Source organism: Zavarzinia compransoris, from assembly GCF_003173055.1.
GTDB lineage: Bacteria > Pseudomonadota > Alphaproteobacteria > Zavarziniales > Zavarziniaceae > Zavarzinia > Zavarzinia compransoris.
The window spans coordinates 185312-197522 of the sequence record NZ_QGLF01000003.1 but is presented as its reverse complement, the minus strand read 5'-3'; the positions used below and the strand labels follow the sequence as shown (position 1 = coordinate 197522).

10 protein-coding genes are annotated in these 12211 nt (G+C 68.2%); 7 read left to right on the top strand and 3 right to left on the bottom strand.

Annotated features, from left to right (window positions below; translation table 11 throughout):
• Nucleotides 1–74 precede the first annotated feature (74 nt).
• Nucleotides 75–665, top strand: coding sequence for a hypothetical protein (locus tag DKG75_RS11555; RefSeq protein ID WP_109921278.1), 591 nt, complete (start codon nt 75–77; stop codon nt 663–665).
• Here DKG75_RS11555 and DKG75_RS11550 read toward each other — a convergent pair.
• Nucleotides 647–1498, bottom strand: a complete 852-nt coding sequence (locus DKG75_RS11550) for a 23S rRNA (adenine(2030)-N(6))-methyltransferase RlmJ (RefSeq protein WP_109921277.1) — start codon at nt 1496–1498, stop codon at nt 647–649. The two genes, DKG75_RS11555 and DKG75_RS11550, sit on opposite strands and share 19 nt — an antisense overlap.
• On the bottom strand, nt 1495–2754 hold the full coding sequence (locus tag DKG75_RS11545) for an RsmB/NOP family class I SAM-dependent RNA methyltransferase (RefSeq protein ID WP_109921276.1): 1260 nt from the start codon (nt 2752–2754) through the stop codon (nt 1495–1497). The genes DKG75_RS11550 and DKG75_RS11545 overlap by 4 nt, the downstream gene beginning before the upstream one ends.
• Before the next feature lie 415 nt (nt 2755–3169).
• On the opposite strand from DKG75_RS11545, the gene DKG75_RS11540 reads away from it, so the two are divergent.
• The 4 genes from DKG75_RS11540 to DKG75_RS11525 all read left to right on the top strand — a co-directional run bounded on the left by DKG75_RS11540 (nt 3170) and on the right by DKG75_RS11525 (nt 7913).
• Nucleotides 3170–3508: a P-II family nitrogen regulator gene (locus DKG75_RS11540; protein WP_109921275.1), complete on the top strand. Its 339-nt coding sequence runs from the start codon at nt 3170–3172 to the stop codon at nt 3506–3508.
• A gap of 23 nt (nt 3509–3531) precedes the next feature.
• Entirely contained in the window at nt 3532–4875 is a 1344-nt protein-coding gene (locus DKG75_RS11535) for an ammonium transporter (RefSeq protein WP_109921274.1), read from the top strand.
• A gap of 151 nt (nt 4876–5026) precedes the next feature.
• Nucleotides 5027–5938 carry a cation diffusion facilitator family transporter gene (locus tag DKG75_RS11530; protein ID WP_109921273.1) on the top strand — a complete coding sequence of 304 codons (912 nt, stop codon included), beginning with the start codon at nt 5027–5029 and terminating at the stop codon, nt 5936–5938.
• A 133-nt stretch (nt 5939–6071) separates the two neighbouring features.
• Nucleotides 6072–7913 (top strand): long-chain-acyl-CoA synthetase, encoded by a 1842-nt coding sequence (locus DKG75_RS11525; RefSeq protein ID WP_109921272.1) that lies wholly within the window; start codon nt 6072–6074, stop codon nt 7911–7913.
• A gap of 62 nt (nt 7914–7975) precedes the next feature.
• Here the strand turns inward: DKG75_RS11525 and DKG75_RS11520 are convergent, their stop codons facing one another.
• The gene (locus DKG75_RS11520) at nt 7976–9163 is read right to left on the bottom strand and encodes a helix-turn-helix transcriptional regulator (protein WP_166646535.1); all 1188 of its coding nucleotides are present in this window, start codon (nt 9161–9163) and stop codon (nt 7976–7978) included.
• A 546-nt stretch (nt 9164–9709) separates the two neighbouring features.
• On the opposite strand from DKG75_RS11520, the gene DKG75_RS11515 reads away from it, so the two are divergent.
• On the top strand, nt 9710–10867 hold the full coding sequence (locus DKG75_RS11515; RefSeq protein WP_109921270.1) for an ATP phosphoribosyltransferase regulatory subunit: 1158 nt from the start codon (nt 9710–9712) through the stop codon (nt 10865–10867).
• Nucleotides 10868–10914: 47 nt separating this feature from the next.
• Nucleotides 10915–12207 (top strand): adenylosuccinate synthase, encoded by a 1293-nt coding sequence (locus DKG75_RS11510; RefSeq protein ID WP_109921269.1) that lies wholly within the window; start codon nt 10915–10917, stop codon nt 12205–12207.
• The last annotated feature ends 4 nt before the right edge of the window (nt 12208–12211 follow it).

Below are 12211 nucleotides of genomic sequence, written 5' to 3'. Positions count from 1 at the left end.
TCTTTCCGTCGCCGCCCCCTTGACCGATGTCCGCCGCTTCCATAGATCCTGGCGGGACATGTGGGAGGAATCATATGCGCATTGCCCGGTCCTTCGCCAGTCCGTCCCCGGCCCTTGCCTTGATCGGGCTGGCGCTGCTCGGTCCCGGCCTCGGCGGCTGCGCCTCCGCCCCGTCGGCGGCCAGCGCGCAGGAACCCCATGCGATGACCCGCCTGCACGGCAACTGGCAGGTCGGCGCCAGCGAGATGCGCGATGCCCAGGGCCGGCAGTTCACCGTCTGCACCCTGCTGCAGACGAATGAGGGCGACCGCCGCTTCTGGCTCGCCGCGACCCCGGCGGCGGTTTCCGGCGATCTCTACCTCGGCCTGCGCAGCCCGGACCTGCCCGCGGTCGAGGGCCGGGTGGACCGCAAGGCGGTGATCGAGATCGACGGCACGCGCTTCAGCCCGGCTCGCTCGCAGCAGGCGGGCGACGCCCTGTCGATGGCCATTCCGGCGGCGGCGACCGAGGCTTTCCTCGACGCCTTCGCCAAGGGCGCCAATCTGGTGGTGACGGCGGCGGACCTGCCGCGCTTCGCCCAGGGCGCCGATCTTCAGGGCAGTGCCAACGGCCGGCGCGAATGGCGGAAGTGCATCGAGACGGAGCTTCAGCCCGCCAGATCCTGATCGATGCCGCGCGCCGCCTCGCCCGCCAGCCATTCGACCCTGGTGCTGCCGGTCGCCCGGTATCCCATCCGGTCGAGAAGAACGGGCAGGGTTTCCCGCAGCGCCTGATCGAGCTGGAACGGCGGGCGCAGGATGACGAGGCCGGAACCGGCGAAGCGCCCGGCGTCATGATCCGGTTCGGCCAGGAATTCGACCGCGAGCAGTTTTTCGAGGCCGCTGCCGGCCAGGCGCCGGTACAGCGCCTCGACCGCGCGCCGCCCCTTGACCGGGAACCAGCCGATGACGATGGCCGTGGGCGCCCGTTTCGCCGCCTCGGCGATATGGCGCGACAGCAGCTCGAAATCCTCGCCGGCCTCGAAGGGCGGGTCGATCAGCACCATTGTGCGGCCCGTCTTCACCGGCAGGAAGGCGCGCAAGGCCGCCCAGCCGTCGCGCCGGTGCACCGCCGCCCGGGGATCATGGGCCAGGTGGCGCCGCAGCTCGGCCGCGACCTCCTCCACCGTCTCGCAGGCGATCAGCCGGTCCTGCTCGCGCAGCAGGCGCAGGGCGACCAGGGGCGAGCCGGGATAAAGCAGGGGCTCGCCCCCCAGCGCCGCGGCATAGGGGGCGAGCAGGGGGGGCCAGCCGGCCGCCTCGGATGGGATCAGCCGGCCGATGCCGCCCTGCCATTCGCCACCCTGGGAATCCAGTTCATAAAGACCGGCCCCGGCGTGGGTGTCGATCACGGTGATCGGCGCGTCCTTGGCTTTCAGGCGCTCGATCACCGCCGCCAGCACCAGGTGCTTCAGCACGTCGCCCAGATTGCCGGCATGGAAATGGTGGCGGTAGTTCATGGCAGGCGTTCGAGCACGGCGGCGAAGAAACCGTCGGTCTCGTGGCGGGCGGGGGTCAGCAGCAGATGGGGCCCGGCGCCGGGCTCCGGCACCTCGCTGCCGACGGCGGCCCAGGCATCGGCCAGCGGCACGATGCGGAACCCCGCATGGCGGGCGAGGAAGGCGTCGATCTGGTCCTCGTCCTCCGCCGCCAGGATCGAGCAGGTGGCATAGACCAGCCGGCCGCCCGGCTTCACCAGGGCGGCGGCGCGGTCCAGCAGCTTTGCCTGCAAAGCGGTCAGATGGGCCAGTTCCTCGGCGCTGGAGCGCCATTTGGCGTCCGGGTTGCGGCGGAAGGTGCCGGTGCCGGTGCAGGGCGCATCGACCAATACCCGGTCGAAGGCGCCTTTCTGGCGCGACAGCCATTTGTCGCCCTCCGCCCCGATGACGTGGCGGGTGACATTATGGACATCGGCCCGGCGCAGGCGGGTGACGGCCTCGGTCAGGCGGCGCTCGTCGCTGTCGGTGGCGATCAGCCGGCCCTTGTTGGCCATGGCGGCGGCGATGGCCAGGGTCTTGCCGCCCGCGCCTGCACAGAAATCGAGCACGCGTTCGCCCGGCTTTGCCCCAAGGATGAGCGCGGCCAGTTGCGAGGCTTCGTCCTGCACCTCGACCAGGCCTTCGCGCCAGGCCCGGCTGCGGGCGATGGCCGGCCGCCCCTCGACCCTGAGGCCGACCGGGGAATAGGGCGTGGGCAGGGCGATGATGCCGTCCTCGGCCAGGGCCGCCATGGCGGCGTCGCGCCCGCCCTTGATCGCATTGGCGCGCATGTCGAGGCCGGCCTCGCCGCACAGCGCCGTCGCCTCCGCCAGCAGGCGGTCGCCGAAGCGGGCCTTCAGATGGGGCATCAGCCAGGACGGCAGATTGCTGCGCACCGCCGCCGGCTGGTCAGGATGGTCCAGCGTATGGTCCATCAGGAATTGGGCGGCATGGGTTTCCGGCGTGGGCAGGTGGGGCAGGTGCTTGCGCAGCTGGCCCTTGTCCAGCCCCTCGATCAGCACCAGGGCGGCCGCCAGCCGGGCCAGCGGCGCAGACCGGCAGCCGGCCTGTTCCAGCCACCAGTCGAGCTGGGCGCGGTGACGGCAGACGCCCAGGGTCAGGCGGGCGATGCGGCTGCGCGCCGGGGGCAGCCATTTGCGCCGGTCGAAGGCGGCCTTCAGCACGCGGTCGGCGGCGCGGCCGTTCTCGATCGCGACCAGGGCGTCGAGCACGGCCATGGCGATCTCCTCCTCCGGGCGCGGGCGGGGGCGGCCGAGGCGCAGGGGCGCACCGGCGGGAGGCTGCGGGCGCGGGCCGGGCGGCCGGCGGCCCGAGGGGCGATCGGAAGACGTCATGATGGGCGGAAATTAATCGCGCCCGAGGTTCCGCGCCATCCCCGATTGCGCGGGGCCGTCGCCTTTCTGAACCGCGTCCTGATCAAATTTTGTGCATTGCTGGTCTTTTGTGCAGCAATTTGTCGGAATTGCGACGACAATGCGACGCGAAAGGACCGTCTTCCGGGGCCCGAACCATGACCTCAGCCCGGTTGGCACGGTTCTTGAGTCTGATGGGGCGGGTGGCGCGTCCGGCCTTCGCCTGAAGGGGCTCGGTCGGGGCCGGCGCGGCCCTGAGGTCAATCGTGAGGGGAAAACCATGAAACTCGTGATTGCCGTCATCAAACCGTTCAAGCTCGATGACGTGCGCGAAGCCCTGGCCGCAGTTGGTGTGCCCGGGCTCACGGTAAGTGAAGTCAAAGGTTTCGGTCGGCAGAAAGGCCATACCGAAATCTACCGCGGTGCGGAGTACACCGTGAGCTTCCTGCCTAAGGTGAAGATCGAGGCCGCGGTCGCCGACGAGATCGTCGAGCAGGTCGTGGAGGCGATTCAGAAGGCTGCCCATACGGGCAAGATCGGCGACGGTAAAGTGTTCGTCGTCGACCTTCAGCAGTCCATCCGCATCCGCACCGGCGAAACCGGCCCGGATTCGCTCTGAGTCCCGACGAGAGGGTCCTTCCCATGAAACTTAACTGGAAACTTCCGCTCCTGCTGGGCGCAGCCGGCGTGGCCCTGACGGCCCCCGAGTTCGCCGCCCTCGCGCAGGAAGCCGCCGCGCCTGCGGCGGAAGCCGCTCCGGCCGCCGCCGAAGTCGTTCCGACCATCAACGACGGCGATACCGCCTGGATGTTGATCTCGTCGGTCCTCGTGCTGCTGATGACCGTGCCGGGCCTCGCCCTGTTCTACGGCGGCCTTGCCCGTGCGAAGAACATGCTGTCGGTCCTGACCCAGGTCCTCGGCATCCTGTGCCTTGTCTCGATCCTCTGGGTGTTCTACGGCTACAGCCTGACCTTCGGCGAAGGCAATGCCTATATCGGCGACTTCTCCAAGGCCTTCCTGAAGGGTGTCACGCCTGAATCGATCAGCGGCACGATCCCCGAATATGTCTTCGTCCTGTTCCAGATGACCTTCGCCTGCATCACGCCGGCGCTGATCATCGGCGCCTTCGCGGAACGCGCGAAGTTCATCTCGGTGCTGGTCTTCGCCGCGCTCTGGGTGACCTTCGTCTACTTCCCGATGGCCCATATGGTCTGGGCGGGCACGGGCATGCTGTTCCTCGACGGCGCGCTCGACTTCGCCGGCGGCACCGTCGTTCACATGAACTCGGGTATCGCCGCGCTGGTCGCCTGCATCTTCTTCGGCAAGCGCATCGGCTTCGGCAAGGAAGCCATGCCCCCGCACTCGCTGGTCTTCACCATGGTCGGCGCCGCCCTGCTGTGGGTGGGCTGGTTCGGCTTCAACGCCGGCTCGGCCGCCGCGGCCAATGCGACCGCCGGTCTCGCCGCCATCAACACCTTCGTCGCCACCGGCGCCGCGGGTATCGCCTGGCTCCTGATCGAATGGATCGCCAAGGGCAAGCCCAGCCTGCTCGGCCTCGCCTCGGGCGTGGTCGCCGGCCTCGTCGCCATCACCCCGGCCTGCGGCACCGCCGGCCCGCTCGGGGCGATGCTGCTCGGCGCGGTGACCTCGATCGTCTGCTTCTTCTTCTGCACCACGATCAAGAACGCCTTCGGCTATGACGACAGCTTCGACGTCTTCGGCATCCACGGCGTGGGTGGCATCGTCGGCGCCATCGGCACCGCCTTCACCGCCAATGTCGCCCTCGGCGGCGTCGGCTACGAGCCCAGCCTCGGCGCCCAGCTCTGGGTCCAGGTGTTCAGCGTGATCATCACCCTGATCGTCTCGGGCATCGGCACCTCGATCATCCTGGCGCTGATCAACTTCACCATCGGCCTGCGCGTCGCTCCCGATGCGGAACGCGAGGGCCTGGACGTCGCCGAACACGGCGAACGCGCCTACAACTGACCCCGGGCGGGCGGCATCAGCCGCCCGCTTCCGGCACGGCGAAAGGGGCGGCGACGCCCCTTTCCTCGTTTTCGGGCCTCCCGTCCCCCCTGCACAAACCGGCGTCGCTTCCCTACACTTCCCGACGGGGAGTTCCGACGTCAGGGAAGACATGGCAGGATCATCGAAGAAGGCGATCGTCATCGCCGCCGCCGGCAATGCGGTCATCGCCGCCGCCAAATTCGCGGCCGCCTTCTGGACCGGCTCGTCGGCCATGATGTCGGCAGGCATCCATTCGCTGGTCGACGCCGGCAACCAGTTCTCCCTGCTGCACGGCCTCGGCCGGGCGGCGCGGCCGGCGGACGGCCGCCATCCCTTCGGCGATGGCAAGGAGCTTTATTTCTGGTCCTTCCTGGTCGCGATCCTGATCTTCGCGCTGGGCGGCGGCCTGTCGCTCTACGAGGGCATCCAGGCGGTGGCGCACCCGGGGGAACCGCACGATCCATTGGTCAACTATGTCGTGCTCGGGGTCGCCCTCGTCTTCGAAGCCTATTCCTTCAGCACGGCGATCGGCGAATTCAGCAAGGGCCGGGGCACCAGGCCGGTGCTCCGCGCCATCCGCGAGACCGGGGATCCCGGCCTCGTCACCAAGCTCCTTGAAGATGCGGCGGCCATGGCCGGCCTCATCGTCGCCCTTGCCGGCCTCGTGCTCGGCCAGGTGCTGGGGATGCCGGTGTTCGACGGCATCGCCGCCCTCGTCATCGGCATCCTCCTGCTGCTGACCGCGGTCATTCTCGCCGTCGAAGGCAAGGGCCTGCTGATCGGCGAAGGCGCCGACCCCCAGGTGGTGGCCGCCATCCGCGCCAAGGTGGCGGCCGATCCGCGCATAGCGGCGGTCGGCGAGATTCTCAGCGGCCATTTCGGCCCGCACGACCTGATCGTGCTCGTCACCCTCGATTTCCGCAGCGGCTTTTCCGCCGACGACGCCGAGGCCGCGATCCGCGACCTGACCGCCGCGGTCAAGGCGGCGGAACCAAGCGTGCGCCATTTCTACATCGAGGCCGCGGCCACCCCCCGGGCCTGAAGTTCCGTCCCTGTACAGGCTTGGCCGGCCGGGCGTGCATCGGGCCGGCGCTACAGTGACAAAATGTCAGACGCTGCTGGACCGATGGCGACAAATCGGGTTAGGAAAGCGTCCAAAGGCGAGAGGAGACGCCATGCTGAACGGAATTCTGGAATATGCGGCCAAATACGATCCGACCGGCCTGGTCGGCCGGGCCGCCAACGAGGTCCAATACGCCGAGACCATGATCGCGGTCCTGCGCAAGCTGGCGGGGATCAAGCTGGACGGGCCCTATACCGTCGTTCAGATGGTCGAACAGCAGGCCCGGCGCTCGGTCAAGGCGCCGGCCATCGTCTTCGAAGGCCGCACCCTGTCCTGGGCCGAACTCGACGCCCGCGCCAACCAGGTCGCCCATTGGGCCCAGGCCCGGGGCATCGAGAAGGGCGACGTCATCGCCCTGATGATGGCCAACCGGCCGGAATTCGTCGTCACCTGGCTCGGCCTGGCCAAGGCGGGTGCCACCATCGCCCTGATCAACACCAATCTGACCGGGGGGCCGCTCGCCCACAGCCTGACCGTCGCCGCGGCCAAGGCCCTGGTCATCGATGCCGACTATGCGGCCAATCTCGATTCCGTGCGCAACCTGTGCGAAGCGCTGCCGCCGGTCTTCGCCTCGGCCGGCGCGATCCCGGGGGCGGATGATTTCGATGCCGAGACGGCGGCCCAGCCGCGGGCAGAACTGCCGCGCCATCGCCGGCCCGCCCTCACCGCCAAGGACAATCTGTTCTACATCTATACCTCGGGCACCACGGGCAATCCCAAGGCCGCCCATATCAGCCACTACCGCTTTCTCCAGGCGTCCAATGCCTTCGCGGCCCAGATGGGGGCGACCCGGCACGACCGCATGTATTGCGTGCTGCCGCTCTATCATTCGGCGGGCTGCATCATCGCCGTCGGTTCCATGCTGGCGGTCGGCGGCACGGTGATCCTGCGCCGGCGCTTCTCCGCCAGCCAGTTCTGGGACGACGTCGTCCGCTACGAGGCGACCTGTTTCCAATATATCGGCGAATTGTGCCGCTATCTGGTGAATACGCCGCCGCACCGGAAGGAACAGGCGCATAAGCTGCGCGTCGTCTGCGGCAACGGCCTGCGCCCCGAGATCTGGCCGACCTTCCAGGACCGCTTCAAGATCCCCCGCATCGTCGAATTCTATGCCGCGACCGAGGGCAATGTCGCCCTGATGAATGCCGACGGCAAGGTCGGCGCGATCGGCCGCATTCCATGGTACCTGGACCGGGTCTTCAACACCAAGGTCATCCGCTTCGACATCGAGACCGAGCAGCCGGTGCGCGACGCCCGGGGCTTCTGCATCGAATGCCCGCCGAACGAGGTGGGCGAGACCATCGGCCTGATCCCCCAGGACCCGAACAAGCCGGTCGGCCGCTTCGAGGGCTACAAGGGCAAGGCCGAGACCGAGAAGAAGATCCTGCGCGACGTCTTCGAGACCGGCGACATGTGGTTCCGCACCGGCGACCTCATGCGCCGCGATCAGCTCGGCTATTTCTATTTCGTCGACCGCATCGGCGACACCTTCCGCTGGAAGGGCGAGAATGTCTCGACCGCGGAAGTGGCCGAGGCGCTGACCGTGTTCCCGGGCGTGCGCGAGGTGAATGTCTACGGCGTCCAGGTGCCGAACACGGACGGGCGGGCCGGCATGGCCTCGATCGTCGCGGCCGACGATCTCGACCTCGAAGCCTTTGACGCCCATATCGCCAAGGCCCTGCCCGCCTATGCCCAGCCCTATTTCCTGCGCCTGCAGCCGGAAATCGAGATCACGGGCACCTTCAAGCATCGCAAGGTCGATCTGGTGAAGGAAGGCTTCGATCCGGCCCAGGTGGCCGATCCCCTCTATATCCGCCACCCGGATCTCGGCGGCATCAAGCCGCTGACCCCGGCGATCCATGCCGATATCGCCGAGGGGCGCCTGCGCTTCTGAAACAGCACGGGGGTGGACGGTTGCCCGCCCACCCCCGGCACCCCTTCCCCAAAGGGGAACGATCAGGCCGATCTCACCGCGTCCAGCCGGTCTTTGTCGAAACAGCCGAGCGGGGCCACGCCGTTGACCAGGATGCGCACCAGTTCGGCCTGGCGGGTGACCCCGGTCTTCGCGAACATCGAGCGCAGGTGGGCCCGGGCGGTGTTGTAGCGGATGTTCAGTTCCGCCGCCGCCTCTTCCAGGCTTTCGCCCTTGGCGAGTTGCATGGCGAGGGCCGATTCCGCCTGGGTGAAGCCGAACAATTGCTTCAGGATGGCCGGGTCCGCCCGCACGCCGCATTCCGGATCGCGGATGAAGATGGTCGCGCCCGAGCGCCAGCGGTCGCCGACCTTGGTGCCGAGACGGATGCCGTTGACCACGACGCCCAGGTCCCGCGCCCCCGAGGGCCGCGAGATCGACAGGGCCTGGGCGATCTGGCGCCCCGCCTCGTCATGGCCGGCATCGCCGGCCAGCGCCGCCCGGACGAGGCTTTGTAGGGCGCGGTCGTCCTGGGTCGAGGTGGCGCGCACCGTGCCGTTCACCATGGTGATGCCGTCGCGCCGGTTCATCAGTTCGGCGGCGATGGCATTCATCACCAGGATCTTGCCGTTCTCGTCGATGACGATGCCGCCCACCGCCAACCGGTCCATGGCATCGGCATAGATCTGGTTGACGATTTCCGACTGGGCGAGGCGCGAGCGGATCTCGAGCGCGCGGGCGAAATGGGGCGCGATCAGCGAGATCAGGTTGGCCTCTTCCTTGACGAAGGGGTCTGAATCGCGCGCCCGCATCACCCGGATGAAACAGTCGATATTGTCGAGACTGCACACCCAGGAGCCCATGTAGTGATTGATGTCGCCGGCCTCCAGCAATTCGTTGAACTTGCCGAATTCGGACCGGTTCAGGGTCAGCCAGTCGTTGATCGTATAGACCTGCCCCAGGCGGGTCTCCACATTCGGCCGGTGCTTCTGGTATTCGGTCTCATACTGCACGAACTGGTCGAGCGCGATGGGGCCGACATTGATCGTCGCCTCCTGGCGCAGGGCGGTCTTCGCCACCAGCGACAGCGTGACGAAGCGGGCGTCGAGATATTCCCGCAGCAGCTCGAGCGACTCCTTCCACGACACATCCTCGAAGGAGCCCTGGTAGATATGCCCGATCAGCAGGCTGAGCTGCTCCTGCGACGGGCCATGGGTTCGATAGTCCAACATGTCGAGCCTCTTGAACGACGAACGCTTCCGCCAGCGCCAGCAAGCCTTTCGGCTTGCCATGTTGAATCGGCCTCAATTTGAATCCTGCACACGAGGCGCAGACTTGGCCGACAAGTCGAACAACGCAACTGAACGGGATCGCCATCTCTTTCGATACAGCATGCCGCTCGATACAATCGGATCGTTTGAGGCGCTGCCCCGGCCCAGGGATCGTCGACACCGCCTGTCGCGATCGCCCGTCAGCCCTATGGGGCGCGCTTCCCCCCTCCGCGTTCCGGAATTGCCCCATCCACCGGGTTTTCTTCAACCCAAATGACGGGATCCGGTCACTTTCATTATTACGATCATAACAGTTTCTCACATTACGACCAGACCCGTCTGATCCGTTTCGGTGGGGACGCGGCGGAAGTGGGGGCAGTTTTTGCACCTGCGATGCGCATATGCGAAAGAACCGGCGCCCGCGTGAATTGGGCGCAGGGGTGCCATGGGCATTTTCCGCGCCTTTTCCATGGACGGCGGGGCCGGCTTGAGTAAACTCCGCCCGCCATGACGGAATACGCCGCCCGCGCCCTGCTGCCTGAAGGTCTGCACGACGAACTGCCCCCCGCCGCCGAACACGAGGCCGCGGTGGTCTCGCGGCTCGTCGCGGTCTTTGCTGCCCACGGCTATCAGCGGGTCAAGCCGCCCCTGATCGAATTCGAGGAAAGCCTGACCGCCGGCCCCGGCGCCGCGCAGGGGACCGGCATGTTCCGCCTGGTCGATCCCGCCAGCCAGCGCCTGATGGCGGTCCGCTCCGACATGACGGTGCAGGTCGCCCGCATCGCCGCCACCCGCCTGCAAAAGGCGGCGCGGCCGCTGCGCCTGTCCTATGCCGGGCAGGTGCTGCGGGTGAAGGGTACCCAGCTGCGCCCCGAACGCCAGTTCCCCCAGGCCGGGGTCGAGCTGATCGGCGTGCGCTCGGTCGCCGCCGATGCCGAGGTCGTGCTGCTGGCGGTCGAGGCGCTGGAGGCTTGCGGCCATGCCCGGCCGGTCACCGTCGACCTGACCCTGCCCACCCTGGTGCCGGCGATCGCCGCCGCCCTGGCCCTGCCAGCCGCCCTGGCCGACAAGGCCCGCGATGCCCTGGACGGCAAGGATGCGGCTGAGTTGGACGGTATCCCGGGCGAGGCCGGCATTCTCTTCCGCGGCCTGCTGGCCGCCGCCGGGCCGGCCGATCGCGCGCTCGACACGCTCGCCGGCCTTGCCCTGCCGCCCGCCGCGCGGCGCGAGGTCCAGGAACTGGCCGGTCTCGTCGCCGCCATCCGCAAGGCCGATCCGGCCATCGCCCTGACCATCGATCCGGGCGAATATCGCGCCCATGAATATCACACCGGTTTCGGCTTCACCCTGTTCGCCGCCGGGGTCCGGGGCGAATTGGGCCGGGGCGGGCGCTACGACCTGGTCGGGCCCGACGGCGGCACGGAAGAAGCGGTCGGCTTCACCCTCTATGTCGATTCGCTGCTGCGTTCCCTGCCGAAGCCGGCCCTGCCGGTCTTCGTCTATCTGCCCTTCGATACGCCGGCCGCCGAAGCCCGGGCGCTTCGCGCCGCCGGCCATCGCACCGTCGCCGGCCTCGCCCCCGTGGACGACGCGGCGGCGGAGGCCCGGCGCCTCGGGTGCAGCCATCTCTACCATGCCGGCGCCGTGACTCCGGTCGCGGCCTGACCCTATTCCATTTCCTCCGGTGATCCGAAGATCCAAGGACTGAAACCATGGCCAATGTTGCGGTGATCGGCGCCCAATGGGGCGACGAGGGCAAGGGCAAGATCGTCGACTGGCTGTCGGAGCGCGCCGATGTCGTGGTGCGCTTCCAGGGCGGCCACAATGCCGGCCACACGCTGGTGATCGGCAACCAGACCTATAAATTGTCGCTGCTGCCCTCGGGCATCGTCCGCGGCGGCAAATTGTCGGTGATCGGCAACGGCGTGGTCATCGACCCCTGGGCCCTGTTCGCCGAGATCGAGCGCCTTCAGGCCCAGGGCGTCACCATCAGCCCGGACAATCTGGTGGTCGCCGACAATGCCTGCCTGATCCTGCCGGTCCACGGCGAACTCGACGGTTTCCGCGAGGACGGCAACAAGACCGGCGGCATCGGCACCACCCGGCGCGGTATCGGCCCGGCCTATGAGGACAAGGTGGGCCGCCGTGCCGTCCGCGTCTCCGACCTTGCCGATCCGGCCACCCTGTCGCGCCGGCTGGACGCGCTGATCACCCATCACGATGCGCTGCGCGCCGGCTTCGGCGCCCCGCCGGTCGACCGCGCGGCGCTGGAGGCGAAGCTGGCCGCCATCGCGCCCCGCCTGCTGCCCTTCGCCAAGCCGGTCTGGATGGTGCTGGACGAGATCCGTTCGGCCGGCAAGCGCGTGCTCTATGAAGGCGCACAGGGCTCGATGCTCGACATCGACCACGGCACCTATCCCTTCGTCACCTCGTCCAACACGGTCTCGGGCCAGGCGGCGGCGGGCTCGGGCGTCGGGCCGCGCTCGGTCGGCTATGTCCTCGGCATCACCAAGGCCTATACCACCCGCGTCGGCGGCGGCCCCTTCCCGACCGAACTGACCGACGAGATCGGCAAGCGCCTGGGCGAGCGCGGCCATGAATTCGGCACCGTCACCGGCCGGCCCCGGCGCTGCGGCTGGTTCGACGCGGTCATGGTCCGCCAGGCGGTGAAGGTCGGCGGCATCGACGGCATCGCCCTGACCAAGCTCGACGTCCTCGACGGGCTGGCGGAATTGAAGATCTGCGTCGGCTACCGGCTGCGCGGCGAAGTCGTCCGCCATTTCCCCGCCTCCGCCGGCGATCAGGCGGCGGTCGAGCCGGTCTATGAAGTGCTCGAAGGCTGGTCCGAATCGACCCAAGGGGCGCGCCGCTGGGCCGACCTGCCCGCGACCGCGATCAAATACGTGAAGCGGATCGAGGAATTGATCGAAGCCCCGGTCGCCCTGCTGTCCACCAGCCCCGAACGCGACGACACCATCCTGGTGCACGACCCGTTCCGCGACTGAGCTG

What these genes read in the sequence shown, in the direction of transcription:
- DKG75_RS11555 (WP_109921278.1), top strand. Translation starts at nt 75, where the DNA reads ATGCGCATTGCCCGGTCCTTCGCCAGTCCGTCCCCGGCCCTTGCCTTG.
- DKG75_RS11550 (WP_109921277.1), bottom strand. Translation starts at nt 1,498, where the DNA reads ATGAACTACCGCCACCATTTCCATGCCGGCAATCTGGGCGACGTGCTG.
- DKG75_RS11545 (WP_109921276.1), bottom strand. Translation starts at nt 2,754, where the DNA reads ATGGCCGTGCTCGACGCCCTGGTCGCGATCGAGAACGGCCGCGCCGCC.
- DKG75_RS11540 (WP_109921275.1), top strand. Translation starts at nt 3,170, where the DNA reads ATGAAACTCGTGATTGCCGTCATCAAACCGTTCAAGCTCGATGACGTG.
- DKG75_RS11535 (WP_109921274.1), top strand. Translation starts at nt 3,532, where the DNA reads ATGAAACTTAACTGGAAACTTCCGCTCCTGCTGGGCGCAGCCGGCGTG.
- DKG75_RS11530 (WP_109921273.1), top strand. Translation starts at nt 5,027, where the DNA reads ATGGCAGGATCATCGAAGAAGGCGATCGTCATCGCCGCCGCCGGCAAT.
- DKG75_RS11525 (WP_109921272.1), top strand. Translation starts at nt 6,072, where the DNA reads ATGCTGAACGGAATTCTGGAATATGCGGCCAAATACGATCCGACCGGC.
- DKG75_RS11520 (WP_166646535.1), bottom strand. Translation starts at nt 9,163, where the DNA reads ATGTTGGACTATCGAACCCATGGCCCGTCGCAGGAGCAGCTCAGCCTG.
- DKG75_RS11515 (WP_109921270.1), top strand. Translation starts at nt 9,710, where the DNA reads ATGACGGAATACGCCGCCCGCGCCCTGCTGCCTGAAGGTCTGCACGAC.
- DKG75_RS11510 (WP_109921269.1), top strand. Translation starts at nt 10,915, where the DNA reads ATGGCCAATGTTGCGGTGATCGGCGCCCAATGGGGCGACGAGGGCAAG.